This is a genomic window from Campylobacter concisus (assembly GCF_003048405.1).
Taxonomy (GTDB): domain Bacteria; phylum Campylobacterota; class Campylobacteria; order Campylobacterales; family Campylobacteraceae; genus Campylobacter_A; species Campylobacter_A concisus_Q.
In genome coordinates this window covers 75,045-90,999 of sequence record NZ_PIQS01000002.1, presented here as the reverse complement: position 1 = coordinate 90,999, position 15,955 = coordinate 75,045, and the positions used below count along the sequence as shown (strand labels likewise).

The following is a 15,955-nucleotide window of genomic DNA, read 5'->3' as shown; positions in this document are numbered from 1 at the left end:
TTGTTATAATGTGAGCTTTAAAATACGGAGAATTGATGAAGAAAATTTTAATAATCGCAGATGGAACTTTCGCAAGAAATTTTTTAAACAGACTGCTTGAAACAAAATCAAATTTGCACCACTATATCGTTGTTTCAAGTGAGGATTACAGCCAAAAATCAAATTATGAAAATTTTACATTTTACCAGTTTGACCCAACTAGCCTCTCAAAGCTAAAAAGCGTGAGTGATGGCTATTTTAGTCAGTTTTGTATAGTTTGCGATGATAAAAATGAGGCGATTGCTGTTTATGAAAATTTAAGACAGATCAGTACAAAGACCGAGACTGTTTTTATGAGCTCATGGGAGCTTGATGAAAAATGCAAAGAAATATTTGCAAGCGATAAACACTTAAGTGTAGTTGATATCAGAGATATTGCAGCATCAAGGCTTATGGACTATTTACCAGATCTGCCAGTTTTAGCCGATAATATCGGGCTTAGCGAGGGTGAGATCATGGAAGTTAAGGTACCAATAGGTAGCTCTTATATGTATCGTCACATCAGCTCGGTAGCTCAAAAAAAATGGCGAATAGCTCTCATATATCGAGGCAGCGAGATCATCTTGCCAAAGCCAAATGTAATGATACAGCCAAGCGATATATTACTAATCGTTGGTGATCCAAATGTGCTTCAAAATGTTTATCGCTCGATCAAGCGTGAAAGTGGGCAGTTTCCAAGCCCGTTTGGTAGCAACATCTATGTGCTGATCGATATGATCTCAATGGATAAAGAACGTGTTAGCAAGCTCATAAAGGATAGCTTGTATTTGCATTCAAAGCTAAATAATAAACGCCTTTTTTTTAGAGTGATAAATCCAACTTTAGGTGAAAATTTAGATACTTTAAAAGCGATAAAAGAGAAAAATATCATCGTTTTGATGGATTATTTTAATAGTGATAACAAATCTATAAAATATGATGTTTTAAAGCACGACATCGGCCTAATCTTAAGCGACGATAAATACTTTTTTAAATTTAAAAAGCTGTTTTACGAGCTAAAACTTCCAGTGCTAAAAACGGGTAAAATTTTGCTCTCAAATATAAAAGAGGGCGTTATACTAGGCGATCAAAGCCAAGAAGTGGAGAATCAATCAGCTGTGATAACAGACTGCTGTGCACAGCTTGATTTGGAGATGAAATTTTACTATTTTGATAATAAGCATAGCGATGATGAGGCGTTAAGAGAGCATTTTGAAAGCATTAGCGCGCTATTTTCTAAGCGTATAAAGATAGAAAATCACAATCTTAAAAATCCGCTTGTAAAACTAAAAAGTACAAAAGATTTGCTTCATTTTGTAATGTTTACTAAAAGCGTGGCAAATGGTGGGGCATTTGCCTTTTTATCGACAAATTTAAATAGGCTTTATAAAAAACTAAGCCAAAATGCACAGCTTTTTGTACCAGTAAGTGAGTAAAAATGCAGATAAATTTAAATCTTAAAGAAAAAGCATCAAGCTATAAAATTTATATAAACGAGCTTGAGAGACTAGAGATAAAAGGCAAGGTTGGCATCGTCACAAACGCTAAAGTAGCGGGGCTTCATCTTGAAAAGCTACTTAGCGTTTTAAAGTGCGATGAGAAATTTATCATAAGCGTTCCAGACGGCGAGGAGTATAAAAATTTAACAACGATAGAGCAAATTTTAGAGCAGCTTTTTGTGAGTAAATTTGATCGCTCATCTACGCTAATCGCCTTTGGTGGTGGTGTCATAAGCGATATGACTGGCTTTGCGGCGAGTATCTATGAAAGGGGGATAAATTTCATAAATATCCCAACCACGCTTCTAGCACAAGTTGATGCGAGTGTGGGCGGAAAAACTGGAGTGAATAATAAATTTGGCAAAAATTTAATAGGCTCTTTTTGTCAGCCTAAGGCAGTTTTTTGCGAGATAAATTTCTTAAAAACGTTGCCAAAGAGAGAATTTGCAGCTGGCGTGGCTGAGGCTTTAAAAATGGCGATAACCTTTGATAAAGAGATGTTTGATTGGCTAAAGAGTGTAAATTTAGATGATGAAAATTTAGCCAAGCTAGTCGAAAAGTCGGTAAATCTAAAAGCAAAAGTGGTTGAGCAAGATGAGAAAGAAAAAGGCTTAAGGGCCATCCTAAACTACGGACATACCTTCGCTCACGTTATAGAAAATGAGACAAATTACAAAGAATTTTTACACGGCGAAGCAGTGGCGATAGGCATAAATATGGCAAATCGCTTAAGTGTAAAACTAGGCCTCTTGAGCGAGGCGCAGGCAGAGGATATCAAACAGGTTTTGGTAAAATTTGGCCTTCCAGTAAGCTACAAAATAGAAAATGAATATGCATTTTACGAGGCATTTTTTATGGATAAAAAGACAAAAGATGATAAGATAAATTTTATCATTGCAGATAAAATCGGCAGTGCGATTATCAAAAATGACGTCAAAAAAGAAGACGTTTTAAAAATTTTAAGAGAATTTAAATGAAAAAGATCATAGCTTTACTACTTTTTTGTTTTGCCATTTATGCTGAAGAAAACGTTACGCTTGAGCAAAATATCTCACAAAATTTACAAAATAATGAGCTTGTAAAAGATATCTCAAATCTAGATAACTCCCTAAAAAACAATATCTGGATCACAAGATATGCTAACTATAACACTTATCAAAGACTTATTGATGAGCTTGAAAAAAATGAAAATGAACTAAAGAAACTGGACAAAAGCTCAAGAAGAGGCAGCGATATCATAAAGAGAATCCAAACTCTAAAAGAGCAGATAAATTTACTAAAAGAGTATGAAAAAACGCCATTTTCAAATATGCTAGCAGCTCCTGAAATGGATACTCCACCAAGGATAACAAGTCCTGTTGCACTTATATCTGGCTTTTCGTATATCAAAAAGATAAAGAGCGATAAGATCGAGTATCAAAGGCATATAAAAGAGCTTGATACGCTTTTAGAAAAGCTTGAAACAAAAGAGAATTTACTAAATAGACTAAATTTGATTGAAGAAAATGAGCAAAATAGAGAAAGCCTAAACTTGGTAAAACAAGAAATAGGTGACTTTAAAGCGGCAAAACAGATCGCTGATACAACTTATAATGTCTATGAAAAAAGGGCTGATGAGGCTATAAATTTAACCACCTCTGATATAAAAGCTCAGTTTTTAAGTATGGGCTATACAGCTATCATCATCCTTTTGACAATCGGGCTAACATTTATCGCTAAATTTATTGTTAAAAGAACGATTACTGATAATGAGAGATTTTACACAGTCAATAAATTTTTAAACGTTTTAAATATCACCGTTATCATCATAATCTTACTCTTTTCGTATATCGAAAACGTCACATATCTAGTAACCGTGCTAGGTTTTGCTTCAGCTGGTATCGCCATTGCGATGAAAGATATGTTTATGAGTATGCTTGGCTGGATGGTGATCATGTTTGGCGGCTCTATACATGTGGGTGACAGGATCAGAGTGCTTCATGATGGCAGTGAATTTGTGGGCGATGTGATCGATATCTCTTTGCTTAGGCTGACTGTTTTTGAGGATGTTAGTTACTCGACTTATAAGACAAACCGCCGTGCAGGTAGAATTATCTTTGTACCAAATAACTATATCTTTACCGACCTCATCGCAAACTATGCTCATTATGGTATGAAGACCGTTTGGGATGGTATAGATATCGTTATAAGCTTTGATAGCAATCATAAAAAAGCTGTGTATCTAGCAAGAAATGTCGTTAAAAAATACTCAAAAGGCTACACTGATATCGCAAAACGTCAAATGAATAAACTAAGAAGCCAGTACAGCATCAAAAATCCAAACGTCGAGCCAAGAATTTATACATTTTTTGAGCCTTATGGTATAAATGTCTCATGCTGGTATATGGCAAATTCTTATGCGACTTTGGCTCTTAGAAGTACTATTAGCGCTGAGATTATAGAAGCATTTTTAGCTCAAGATGATATAAAGATCGCTTATCCAACACAAACTATGTTTATAGGCAAAAAAGAAAATCCAAGCGATCACACCGCTCACAGCGAGCAAGAGAGTGAAAATTCTTAATGCAAAAGATATTTTTTAAAACATTTGGATGTCGCACAAATATCTATGATACCGAGCTTTTAAAAAGCTACATCAAGGACTACGAGATCACAAATGATGAAGATGCTGCTGATATTGTGGTCATAAACTCGTGCACTGTTACAAATTCTGCTGATAGCGGTGTCAGAAACTACATAAACGGCGTAAAAAGGCGCGGGGCAAAGGTAGTGCTGACTGGATGTGGCGCGGTTAGTAAGGGCAAAGAGCTATTTAACAGCGGTATATTTGGCGTACTTGGAGCTAGTAAAAAGAGCGATCTAAATGAGCTTTTAAAGCAAGAAAAGCCATTTTTTGAGCTTGGAAATTTAAACTCAGTTGATAAAAATATAGTTACAAATTATGAAAATCACACAAAGGCTTTTATAAAAATTCAAGAAGGCTGCAACTTTAACTGCAGTTACTGCATCATCCCTTCAGTTCGTGGCAAGGCTAGAAGCATGGATGAGGCTATGATACTAAAAGAGGCAAGAATTTTAGCTCAAAACGGCTATAATGAGCTCGTACTAACTGGCACAAACATAGGCAGTTACGGTAAAGATACAAATAGCTCTCTTGGTAAGCTTTTGGCAAACTTAGGTAAAATTTCTGGCATTAGACGCATTAGGCTTGGAAGCATTGAGCCAAGCCAGATAGATGAGAGCTTTAGAGAAATTTTAAAAGAAGAGTGGCTGGAGCGTCATTTGCACATCGCACTTCAGCACACGAGTCAGGCTATGCTAAAGATCATGCGAAGACGCAATGACGCATTTAGTGATCTGGAGCTTTTTAATGAGCTTAGCTCACTCGGCTTTGCACTTGGTACGGACTACATCGTGGGACATCCAGGAGAGAGTGAGGAGATATGGGCAGAGGCTTTGGAAAATTTTAAGAAATTTCCTATCACACACCTGCATGCTTTTGTCTATTCGCCAAGGCGTGATACGCACTCAGCTACACTAAAAAGCGATGTTAGCGGTGATGTGGCAAAAAGTAGGCTAAAAATTTTACAAGGTATTACTTTGCAAAATAATGAAAATTTTAGAAAAAAACATTATGGGGCTTTAAAAATTTTAGTCGAGCAAAAAAATGGCGAATTTTACGAAGGTTTTGATCAGTTTTACAACAAAGCTAAAATTTTAAGCCAAAAAGATATAACAAAAGAGTGGGTGGAGGTAAGCGAATATGAAGTTAAGCCAGATGCCAATTATGCAAAAATTTAAATTTAATAAAAAAAATATCCTAATAATCGCAGCTATCGCATTAATCAGCGTGCTGTTATTTGCCGTTAGTAAAGAGCCACGAAATATCACATATTCGCAATATATGCAGCTAATGGATGGAAATTTTATAGACCGCGCTGTAATCAATGATGATGAAGTCGTGCTTTATGCACAAAACAATCGTTTTTCAATCATAAAAGAGGGTATCGATCTAAAAGAGCTTATTAAAAAAGTGCCTGTCGAAAAGACTAAGCAATACATCACTCCAGGCATGATCTGGGGATTTATCATCTTTGTCTGCTTCGTGCTTTGGTATGCTTATATCTTTAGAAGTATCAGGAAAAAAGAGGAGAGCTTGCTTAGCAAAAAAGATGGCGCATTTGAGATAGAAAGTGTGCTAAATCAAAACACTATGCCAGTCATTTCAAACGTGAGATTTAGCGATGTAGCAGGCATTAGTGAGGTTAAAAGCGAGCTTAGTGAGATAGTTGATTTTCTAAAAAATCCACAAAAATATAGAAATTTTGGTATCAAAATGCCAAAAGGCGTGCTAATGATCGGCCCTCCAGGCGTTGGTAAAACGCTTGTGGCAAAGGCAGTTGCAGGCGAGGCAAATGTGCCATTTTTTTATCAAAACGGTGCAAGTTTTGTGCAAATTTATGTTGGCATGGGTGCAAAAAGAGTGCGAGAGCTTTTTAGTAGAGCCAAGTCCTATGCGCCTTCAATCATCTTTATCGACGAGATAGACGCCGTTGGCAAGAGTAGGGGTGGGACTAGAAACGACGAGCGAGAAGCCACGCTAAATCAGCTGCTAACTGAGATGGACGGCTTTGAAGATAATTCAGGTGTCATCGTCATAGCTGCCACAAATAGGATCGAGATGATCGATGAGGCGCTACTTAGATCAGGGCGTTTTGATAGGAGAATTTTTCTTTCTATGCCTGATTTTAACGATAGGGTAGCGATCTTAAATACATATCTAAAAGATAAAAACTGCGAAGTGGCGGCTGAGGATATCGCTAAAATGAGCGTTGGCTTTTCAGGTGCAGCACTTAGTACGCTTGTAAATGAAGCTGCGATAAATGCCCTAAGAAACGGCGAGAACGTGCTTAAAATGAGAGACTTTGAGGCTGTTTTAAATAAGGTCTTGCTTGGCAAGAAAAAGGTGCTAAGCTACAGCGAAAACGAGAAGAAAATTCAAGCCATCTATCAAGGAGCAAAGGCACTAAGTGCTTACTGGTTTGATGTAAAATTTGAAAAAATTTCTCTTATAGAAGATAGGTTTATGGCCACAGAGCAAGAGATCGAGTCAAAGTCGCAGATGATATCTCGTATCAAGGTGCTCATAGCTGGTATGTGCAAGCTTGAGATAGATGAGAACGATATATTTTCAAACTCGAGCAGCGATCTAAATTTAGCCAAAGAGATCGCTTCAAAGATGGTTTATGAATATGGCATGGGAAGCTCTTTTGTGCCAAATCCAAACGATGTAGAAGAAATTTTAAAGCAAGCAAAAGAGGAGATCACATCCTTTTTAAAAGGCACAAATGAGCAAATCGCAAAGATAAGCTCATATCTGCTAGCATATGAGAGCGTAGATAAAGAAACGCTGGCAAAAATTTTAAACGAAAACTATTAAAGGAGAAAAAGTGAAAGCAAAAATAGGCATATTAACCCTTTCTGACCGCGCAAGCGAAGGCACATACGAGGACAAATCAGGTCCAGCGATCAAAGATGTGCTTGATAGCTGGATAGTGAGCGAGCGTGAATACTTTTACGAGGTTATACCAGATGAGTTTGAGCTGATAAAAGAGAGGCTTGTGCACATGGTAGACGTGCTTGGCTGCGACCTTGTGCTAACTACCGGTGGTACTGGGCCAGCTCTTAGAGATGTGACACCAGAGGCAACAGAGGCAGTTTGTGAGAAGATGATGCCAGGCTTTGGCGAGCTGATGAGAGCAGCAAGCTTAAAATACGTCCCAACAGCGATCCTATCACGCCAAACAGCAGGCATCAGAGGCCACGCGCTCATCATAAATTTACCAGGTCAACCAAAGGCGATAAAAGAGTGCTTGGAGCCAGTTTTTCCAGCGGTACCATACTGCATCGATCTAATAGAGGGTGCATTTATCGAGACTGATGAAAACGTGATGAAAGTTTTCCGTCCAAAACAAAAGAAAATCTCGTAAATGGGTTTGACTTTTATAAAAGCCACTGCCTTTGCAAATAGGTGGCGGCTTGTTATTAAAATTTGGCTTGTTTTTTCTTTTTTATCCTATGCGCTGGCCTACTATCTTGGGTTAGAGGTTTTTGGCTTTATCTCTGCCATTTCTATCTTTGGCTGTGTTTGCCTGCTAGCCTTTAGCTCACTTCTTTGGTTTATCGCTAGCCTTGTATTTTTGCAACCTTTGGTATTTTTACTACTTGAAAAATTTGATGAAAGCATTACTGTTTATGCTTTAGCCTGCTCAATTTGGCTGCTTGGCTGGATCACTTTGTCGCTTGTGGTCGATGATAAATTTGCAAGACTGGGAAATGACATCTTACTAAAGATCTCTCGCATAGTTATTGTTGGCGAGTTTGCCTTGCTATATTTTTTTAACTACAACAGCAGCTTTGACATAGAGACTTTAATAAAGTCAAATTTGACAAAGTCGCTGCTTTTAGTGCTAAACTCCTATATGCTGCCATCGCTTGTGACGCTACTTATATTTGATATAAAAACATATATCGCTAGCAAAAATGAGTAAAATTTTACTTTATGTAATTTATACTAAATTTAGCCGTTTTTGCTCTCTGCTATCTTTTTTATAAGCTCTATGTTGCCGTTCATTGCTAGGCTCATAAGGCAAATTCCGTTTGCACCAGCTTTTATGGCCTCTTTGTAGTTCCCACTGTCTAGTCCGCCAAGTGCGTAAATTTCTTTGTCTAAGCTTTTTAGCTCGCTTATAAAATTGACTCCTTTTGGCTCCAAATTTGGCTTGCAAGAGGTGGCAAATATATGAGAAGCGACTAGCACGTCAGCGATAGAGGCTGAAATTTTAGCCTGCTCTAGGTCGTGAGCTGGGGCGTAAATTTTAGCTGTTTTTCTAAATTCATCTAAAAAAATGCCGTGATTTTTAAAAAAGTCAAGCTGCGCTGAAGTGAGCCAAAAGTTGCTCTTTAGCCTGCAAGCTACGTCAAAAAATTGATTAATGATAAATTTCTTGCGGTAGTTTTCACAAATTTGAGCCACAACCTTAGCAAGATCGTAAAAATTAGCCTCGCTTAGCCCCTTTGCGCGAAGTAAAATTTCATCCACGCCAGCCTTGCAAAGTAGCTGAATTCTCTTTAAAAAGTCATCACCTTCATAGCTTTCAAAGTCAGCCACGCAGAGAATTTTAAACATAGACATACTCGCTCATTAGTGGCTCTAGGCCGTTTGCTTTTAGCATAGCCTTGATCTCGCCCACGCTTCTGTCGTCGCTTATCTCAAACTGCTCGTCGCCCTTTTTCTCTTCGCCGTGAGCGCCGATGCTCACTTTTACGCCAGCGCTTATCTTATTTGTGGCGATCTTTACAGAATTATCGCGAAATTTCGCCTTTTCTCTGGTTGAGATGGTAATGCTTGCTGTTGGCATGAAAATTCTATAAGCGCAGATTACTTGTAAAAGCTCGCGCTCGCCCACGTCACGTGGGTTGATGCGGTCGTTGTTGATGATAGGGCGAAGCCTTGGGCATGAAAATGCGATCTCGGCGTGCGGATACTTTTTTTGAACTAAACTTGCGTGAAGTGCGGTCGCGAAGGCGTCAAGCCTAAAGTCATCTATGCCAAGAAGTGCGGCAAAGCCAACCCCTCTCATGCCTCCAAGAAGCGCTCGCTCTTGCGCATTTATGCGGTATGGGAAGATCCTTTTATTGCCACCAAGGTGAATTTTCTCGTATTTTGTGGGATTATAGGTCTCTTGAAAGACGGTCACATAGTCCACGCCGCTTTTGTGAAGCAGAGCGTAGCCGTCTGAGTTTAGCGGGTAAATTTCAACCCCAACGACTTTAAAAAATTTCTTTGCCAAAGCGCAGGCATTTGCGATGTAGGCGACACTTGAGTTGGTCTCGCTCTCGCCAGTTAGGATCAAAATTTCTTCTAAGCCGCTCTTTGAAATTTCTCTTAGCTCCCTTGTGATCTCCTCGTCGCTTAGCTTTGCCCTTTTTATATTATTTTTAGCATTAAAACCGCAATAAACGCAGAGGTTATCGCAGTAGTTTGCTATATAAAGCGGGGTAAAAAGCGTGATGTTTGAGCCAAAATTTGCCCTTGTTTTTGCCTGGGCAAGCTGGGCGATTTGCTCTAAAAATGGCGCCGCAGCAGGCGAAAGTAAGGCTTTTAGATTTTCAAGTGAGCAGTGTTTTGCATTAAGAGCTGCTTTTACATCAGCCTCGGTGTAAATTTCTGGCTTGTAGCTCGCGCGCTCTTTTAAAATCTCATCCATGATATCGCTGCCAACATCCTGCATGTGAGGTAGCAGCTGCATGTGGTTGGTTCTTGCAAATTTCATCAGTCTAAAAATCCAGTGAGGGGCGATGAGGCATTTGCACTTTTGCTCTTTGCGCCAAGGCCTGCTAGATAGGCGTTGCGACCAGCGATGATAGCCTCTTTAAAGGCTCTTGCCATGAGTGGGATATTTTTTGATGAGGCGATAGCTGTGTTTGCCATTATTGCAGCCGCTCCCATCTCCATTGCTTCGCATGCTTGTGAAGGCCTGCCTATGCCAGCATCAACTATGATCTGCGTATCAAGCTCGTTTATCAAAATTTCAATAATATCTTTAAAAACTAGCCCTTGGTTTGAGCCAATGGGCGCAGCCAGAGGCATAATGCAGCTTGCCCCAGCACTTAGCATCGCTCTTGCGGCATTTAGATCTGGAAACATATAAGGCATCGGCACAAAGCCGTCATTTGCCAAGGCTTCGCATGCTTTTATGGTTTCAGCGTTGTCTGGAAAGAGAAATTTAGAGTCAGTGATGATCTCTATCTTAACAAGCTCACCACATCCAAGCTCACGTGCAAGTTGAGCGATACGAACGGCCTCTTTGGCGTTTCTAGCACCACTTGTGTTTGGCAAAAGTGTCACGCCTTTTGGGATAAAGTCAAGTATATTTCGCTCTTTGCTCTCGTTTATGCGTCTAAGAGCAAGGGTTAAAATTTGCGCGCCAGCCTCGTTTATGGCTGAGTCGATGAGCTCGTGTGAGTACTTGCCAGAGCCAAGGATAAAGCGGCTTTGAAACTCCTTGCCGCCAAGGATCAGGCTATCACTTTGCACTTACGCCTCCAAGCCCATAAGCAATCTAATGGCTAAATTTGCCTCATGGTTTGCACAGACTGCGACGCGCGGCGCCATGAGTCCTTGACCGATCTTTGCCTCGTTTGTGAGGTCGCCGCAAAGATAGACATTTTTGGCAAATTTTATGGTTTTTATGAGATTTGAGCTAAAGTATCCTGCCATGCCAGAGGCGCCGATGATCTTTTTATCTTTTAGGCTGGCACCAGCTTCATTTAGTATCATCGCCTTTCCAGCGACATTGTCAAAGGCCTCGCATAAAATTTCACACTCGCCAAAGACGCTAGCCACGTTTTTTTCATCTAAAAATATATCGTGAGTTTCGACCTCGACAAAGGGATTGACGTCATTTATCAGCTCTTTAAGCGCCTGCGTCTTTTTTAAGCCGATGTGGCGGACGAAATACTGCTGGCGGTTTAGATTGCTTGGCTCAACGACGTCAAAGTCGGCAAGCACTAGCTTTTTTACGCCAACTCTAGCTAGGCTTAGCGCGATATTTGAGCCAAGACCGCCAAGTCCAGCCACGCCGATCACCGCTTTACTTAGGGCTAAATTTAGCTCAGGGCTGTTTCGTGAGGCGATCATCGCGCGTAAAACTTCACGCTCAGGCATCACGCCACGCCTTATAAATACGACATTTGAGCCATCTTTTAGCTCGCTATCTTCTTTTATAGCAAAGCCATCAACGATAAAAATATCTGGCTTTGTCGCGTTAAATTTCTCTAAAAATTTATAAATTTCACTCTCTTTATCACCAAGTGCAAGCTCTTTTAGCTCGCTAAGGCTTTTTACTGGCACCTTAAATTTTGCGCCATTTAATACAATCTCTATCATTTTCTCCTCATCCACCGCCAACTAAAGTGACGATCTCATAAGCTTTGCCCTCGCTCATAAAGCTATCACGCCAAAGCTTTTTTGGCAAAATTTCTCCGTCTCGCTCAAGGGCTATAAATTTAAGCTCATAGCCATTTTGAGCTAAAAATTCATAAACATTTATATCGTTTTCAAGCTCGAAAATTTTGCCATTTACACTAAATTTGATCATTAAATTTTGTAGCTTTTTACAAAATTTGCGATCCTCTCGATCGCTTTTTTTATGCTCTCGATGTCAGTCGCAAAGGAAATTCTAAAGTATCCCTCCATGCCAAAGCCAACACCTGGCACAGTGGCTACGTTTGCTTCTTCAAGCATCTTTTTACAAAATCTAAGTGAGTCGCTATCTACCTCTTTACATTTTACAAATAGATAAAATGCGCCATCAGGCTTAACTACGCTAAGTCCTTGGATAGCATTTATCATCTCAACTCCCACATCACGTCTTTTTTCGTACTCTTTTCTCATATTTTCGATATCGTCGTCGGTTTCGCCTAGAAGCGACGGGATAGCGCCTATTTGCACGATCGAGCTAATGTTGCTTGTGCTTTGGCTTTGAAGCTTTTTGATGCCAGCAATCAGCCAGTCCATCGAGCTTGCTATATAGCCAAATCTCCAGCCAGGCATCGCTCCACACTTGCTTAGGCCATTTATCGTGACCGTTCTTTTAAAAAGATCTTCGCTCACTGAGGCCACTGCGTGAAATTTCTTGCCGTAGATCACTTTTTCATAAATTTCATCGCTTGTAACGATGATGTCAGTACCCTTTAAAACCTCGCCAAATGCCGTGATCTCCTCTTTCGTATATACAGCTCCAGTTGGGTTTGTTGGATGATTTAGCGAAAAGACCTTTGTTTTTGGTGTGATCGCTTTTTTTAGTTGCTCGGCTGTGATCTTAAAATTTGTGCTCTCGTTTGCTTCGATAAAGACAGGCACACCGCCACAAAATTTAACGATCTCAGGGTAGCTTACCCAGTATGGAGAGGGGATGATGACCTCGTCGCCTGGGTTTATAAGTGCTTGAAATACGTTAAAAAGTGAGTGTTTTGCGCCGATGTTTGTGACGATCTGGCTTGCTTTGTAGTCAAGCCCGTTATCTCTTTTTAGCTTTGCTCTAATGGCGTCTATAACCTCAGGCAAACCTGGTACCGGCGTATATTTGCCGCTTTTGCTATCGTTATCTAGTGCGTTTTTTACAGTTTCTCTTATCTTTTTTGGAGTCATAAAGTCAGGCTCACCAGCTGAAAGCGAGATCACGTCGATGCCAGCAGCCTTCATCTCTTTGGCCTTTGTGCTGATCGCGATTGTGATTGACTCGCTTAATGTTTGCATTCTGTTTGCTAGTTGCATTTTCGTCCTTTTTAGTTAATTGTCTTTAAGTAGCTATTATCATTTAAAAATAGATAAAGTTCGCCCAAAATTTGTTTCTTTTGCGTTTCGTTTATCAGAGTTGATTTCTCTAAGCGCTCATTTAGAGTATCTTGGATCTCGTAGATATCGTAGTCCATGTCCTCCATGATATCAAGGATCGACTGGCTCTCTAGTAAATTTGTGATCTTGTAGTCATCATTTGTTATCTCTATCGTAGCTTCTGTCGGGTGAGTAAAGAGGTTGTGCTTCATACCGATCACCTCTTGGTATGCGCCAACTAGGAAAAATCCTAAGAAATAGTCCTCTTTCTCCACATCCACGTCGTGTAAAAGCAGTGGGTTTTGCTCATCATCATAGCTGATCTCGCCGTCGCTATCGCAGGTAATGTCCCAGATCGAAGCTGGCAAAGTAGGGCGCTCATCGAGCCTATCAAGTGGCATGATAGGGAAATTTTGTTTTAGACCCCAAAAGTCTGGCAAGCTTTGAAAGATTGAGAAATTTAGTAGGTATCTCTCTTGCACTTCTTTTTGAATTTTGGCTAGATCGCTTGAGTTGCTCTTATTGCCAAGCATCACGACAGCTTTTTTGCTGATGAGCCTTAAAAGCACCTCTGCGTTTGATCTATCTTGCAGATCAACATAGCCTAGATCAAAGAGCGTAAGGATGCTCTCTGTGTGATGGATGGCGTCGTGTAGGTACTCTAGGGCGTTTGAAGGTTTGATTGATTTATAAAGATCGACTAGCTCGGTTATCAAATTTGGATTATTTTTCTTTAAATTTAGCTTCTCTTCGGTGTATTCTTGAGAAAATAGCTCAAGCACGGGAGCAACCAAAAGTGCATGAGAAGCGGCGATGTAGCGACCTGACTCTATAAAGATATCTGGTTCGATCTCTTTTTTTTGCTCGCTTATGGTTTTAAGCATATAAACAACGTCGTTTGCATATTCGTTTAGAGTATAGTTTCTGCTGCTTTCTTCTTTAAACTGCGAGTACTCGATCGCAAGGCCACCACCTAAATTTATCGCTTTTAAATTTGAGGCGCCCATTTTTCTAAGCTCAGCGTAGATGTTGCCAGCCTCGATGAGTGCCTTTTTGAGCGGGTGGATCTCGCTTATTTGAGAGCCGATGTGAAAGTGTATCATTGTGAAGTTTTCAAGTAAATTTGCTTTTTTTAGCATCTTTACAGCTTCTATTAGCTCTGTTGATGTTAGTCCAAATTTAGAGTGTATGCCGCCACTTTTTGCCCAAAGACCCGATCCTGTCGAGTGTAGTCTCACTCTAAGTCCGATCTTTGGTTTTGGTTTGAAGCGCTCTTTTGCGATGGCGATTATCGCTTCAAGCTCATTTAAGCCCTCAATCGTTAGCGTGATGTTGTGTCCCATCTCAGCGGCGATAAAGCCTATATTTATCATCTCTTTATCTTTAAAACCATTTACGGTTATGGGAGCTTTTTCGTTATTGTAAGCCATAGTTAAAAGTAGCTCAGCCTTACTGCCAGCTTCAAGGCCGTAGTTGTAGGGCTTGCCAAGGCGAACCAGGTTTTTTACAAAGCCAGGATATTGATTTACTTTAAGCGGGAAAACAGCATTAAAGCTGCCTTTGTAGGCAAATTCTTTCTTTGCTTTTGCAAAGCTTGCGTGGATCTGCTCGATCTGCTTTTGGATAAGGTGCGGAAAGCGAAGCAGTAGCGGCCCTCTGTAGCCATCGTCTCTTATCTCTTTTACGATGTCTATGATCGCTGGTTTGCTGGCTGCATTTATACAGACTTTACCATCTTCTATAACAAAATTTGAATTGCCCCAAATGCTAAGTCCAAAATCATTCATCCCAGCTCCTTTTCAAGCTCATCTAAATTTATTGTTTTTTCGTCTTTGGTCTCTAAATTTTTATACCAAATTTTATTCTCTTTCATCTCATTTTCGCCTACACAAAGGAAAATTTTTACATTTTTATTGTCGGCATTTTGCAGATGTTTTTGAAGTTTTTTAGCTTCATAAGAAATTTCAACTTGATATTTTTTGCGAAGTTTTGAGCCAAGCGCATAGACAAAGTCTAAATTCGTCGCATCAAGCGCGCAAAGATAAATTCCAGCTCGCTCATCATCGGCTTCACCTAAAATTTCCATTATCCTCTCAACGCCCATCGCAAATCCAACGCCATAACTTGCTCTACCGCCAAGGTACTCGACTAGTCTATCGTATCTGCCGCCTCCTGCGACTGCACTTTGAGAGCCGATCTCGTTGCTTATAAACTCAAACGCCGTCTTGCAGTAGTAATCTAGCCCACGAACGAGCTTAGTGTCTATCTCAAATTTAACGCCATTTGCCGTTAAAATTTCTTGCAGCTTTGCAAAGTCAGCCTGCGCCTCATCGCTTAGGCTATCAGTGATAACTGGTGCGTTTTTGTAAATTTCTTGGCAGCTCTCAATCTTGCAGTCAAGCACGCGGATAGGGTTTAAAAGCTTGCGTCTTTTGCAGTCTTCGCAAATTTTATCGTCATTTTTATCTAAAAATTTGACAAGCTTTTCTTTGTAAGACTTCATCGAGCTCTCGTCGCCAAGGGAGTTTATTTTTAGGGTTGTTTTGATATTTAGTCTGTTAAAAATTTCGCTCACCATTAAGATAATGCTCGCATCCTCATAGACGCTGCCCTCGCCAAAGCACTCACAGCCAAACTGGTGAAACTCTCTCAAGCGGCCTTTTTGTGGGCGCTCGTAGCGAAACATCGAGCCGTGATAAAAGCAGCGTTTTGTCACATTTGCCCTGTCGAGTTTCGCCTCGATAAAGGCTCTAACCACTCCAGCCGTGCCTTCAGGACGCAAACAAACGTCGTTGCCGCCCTTGTCTTCAAACTGATACATCTCTTTGCCCACGATGTCACTGCTCTCGCCGACACTTCTTTTAAAAAGCGCCGTCTCCTCGAGGTGCGGGGTCAAAATTTGCTCATATCCGTAGTTTTTTGCGACTTCCTCGCAGGTTTTGATTATCTGTGCGTAAAGTTTCGCGCGAGCTGGAAGCATATCTTTCATGCCACGAAGTGCCGTTATCATCGCATTATCCTTTTTATTTTTTGTGAT

Annotated in this window: 15 protein-coding genes; 7 read left to right on the top strand and 8 right to left on the bottom strand. The window is 40.3% G+C overall.

Annotated elements, in window-relative coordinates; all coding sequences use genetic code 11:
* Nucleotides 1-35: 35 nt before the first annotated feature.
* The 7 genes from CVT18_RS05835 to CVT18_RS05805 are packed head-to-tail and all read left to right on the top strand — an operon-like array spanning nt 36 to nt 8,068.
* Entirely contained in the window at nt 36-1,454 is a 1,419-nt protein-coding gene (locus CVT18_RS05835) for a COG3400 family protein (protein ID WP_103628250.1), read from the top strand.
* 2 nt (nt 1,455-1,456) lie between these two features.
* The gene (gene aroB / locus CVT18_RS05830) at nt 1,457-2,494 is read left to right on the top strand and encodes a 3-dehydroquinate synthase (protein WP_103628249.1); all 1,038 of its coding nucleotides are present in this window, start codon (nt 1,457-1,459) and stop codon (nt 2,492-2,494) included.
* Nucleotides 2,491-4,080: a mechanosensitive ion channel domain-containing protein gene (locus CVT18_RS05825; protein WP_103628248.1), complete on the top strand. Its 1,590-nt coding sequence runs from the start codon at nt 2,491-2,493 to the stop codon at nt 4,078-4,080. Before aroB ends, CVT18_RS05825 begins: the two co-directional genes overlap by 4 nt.
* On the top strand, nt 4,080-5,318 hold the full coding sequence (gene mtaB / locus CVT18_RS05820) for a tRNA (N(6)-L-threonylcarbamoyladenosine(37)-C(2))-methylthiotransferase MtaB (RefSeq protein ID WP_107824332.1): 1,239 nt from the start codon (nt 4,080-4,082) through the stop codon (nt 5,316-5,318). The genes CVT18_RS05825 and mtaB overlap by 1 nt, the downstream gene beginning before the upstream one ends.
* Entirely contained in the window at nt 5,305-6,957 is a 1,653-nt protein-coding gene (locus tag CVT18_RS05815) for an ATP-dependent metallopeptidase FtsH/Yme1/Tma family protein (protein ID WP_107824359.1), read from the top strand. The genes mtaB and CVT18_RS05815 overlap by 14 nt, the downstream gene beginning before the upstream one ends.
* 10 nt (nt 6,958-6,967) lie before the next feature.
* Entirely contained in the window at nt 6,968-7,507 is a 540-nt protein-coding gene (gene mog, locus CVT18_RS05810) for a molybdopterin adenylyltransferase (RefSeq protein ID WP_103580346.1), read from the top strand.
* The gene (locus CVT18_RS05805) at nt 7,508-8,068 is read left to right on the top strand and encodes a nitrogen fixation protein NifR (protein WP_103560356.1); all 561 of its coding nucleotides are present in this window, start codon (nt 7,508-7,510) and stop codon (nt 8,066-8,068) included. It abuts the gene before it with no gap.
* A gap of 29 nt (nt 8,069-8,097) precedes the next feature.
* Here CVT18_RS05805 and CVT18_RS05800 read toward each other — a convergent pair whose 3' ends face one another.
* Genes CVT18_RS05800 through hisS form a run of 8 tightly spaced genes read right to left on the bottom strand, consistent with a single transcriptional unit; the run spans nt 8,098 to nt 15,928 of the window.
* Nucleotides 8,098-8,712 carry a thiamine phosphate synthase gene (locus CVT18_RS05800; RefSeq protein ID WP_234410292.1) on the bottom strand — a complete coding sequence of 205 codons (615 nt, stop codon included), beginning with the start codon at nt 8,710-8,712 and terminating at the stop codon, nt 8,098-8,100.
* Entirely contained in the window at nt 8,699-9,853 is a 1,155-nt protein-coding gene (thiH, locus tag CVT18_RS05795; RefSeq protein WP_103628246.1) for a 2-iminoacetate synthase ThiH, read from the bottom strand. Before thiH ends, CVT18_RS05800 begins: the two co-directional genes overlap by 14 nt.
* Nucleotides 9,853-10,617, bottom strand: coding sequence for a thiazole synthase (locus CVT18_RS05790; RefSeq protein WP_021084623.1), 765 nt, complete (start codon nt 10,615-10,617; stop codon nt 9,853-9,855). Before CVT18_RS05790 ends, thiH begins: the two co-directional genes overlap by 1 nt.
* Nucleotides 10,618-11,469 (bottom strand): sulfur carrier protein ThiS adenylyltransferase ThiF, encoded by an 852-nt coding sequence (thiF, locus tag CVT18_RS05785; protein WP_021092352.1) that lies wholly within the window; start codon nt 11,467-11,469, stop codon nt 10,618-10,620.
* A gap of 7 nt (nt 11,470-11,476) precedes the next feature.
* The gene (thiS, locus tag CVT18_RS05780) at nt 11,477-11,680 is read right to left on the bottom strand and encodes a sulfur carrier protein ThiS (RefSeq protein WP_103628245.1); all 204 of its coding nucleotides are present in this window, start codon (nt 11,678-11,680) and stop codon (nt 11,477-11,479) included.
* The gene (locus CVT18_RS05775) at nt 11,680-12,858 is read right to left on the bottom strand and encodes a pyridoxal phosphate-dependent aminotransferase (RefSeq protein WP_103628244.1); all 1,179 of its coding nucleotides are present in this window, start codon (nt 12,856-12,858) and stop codon (nt 11,680-11,682) included. Before CVT18_RS05775 ends, thiS begins: the two co-directional genes overlap by 1 nt.
* A gap of 11 nt (nt 12,859-12,869) precedes the next feature.
* Nucleotides 12,870-14,705 carry a biosynthetic arginine decarboxylase gene (gene speA, locus CVT18_RS05770; protein WP_103628243.1) on the bottom strand — a complete coding sequence of 612 codons (1,836 nt, stop codon included), beginning with the start codon at nt 14,703-14,705 and terminating at the stop codon, nt 12,870-12,872.
* Entirely contained in the window at nt 14,702-15,928 is a 1,227-nt protein-coding gene (hisS, locus tag CVT18_RS05765; protein WP_107824331.1) for a histidine--tRNA ligase, read from the bottom strand. Before hisS ends, speA begins: the two co-directional genes overlap by 4 nt.
* Between the last annotated feature and the right edge of the window lie 27 nt (nt 15,929-15,955).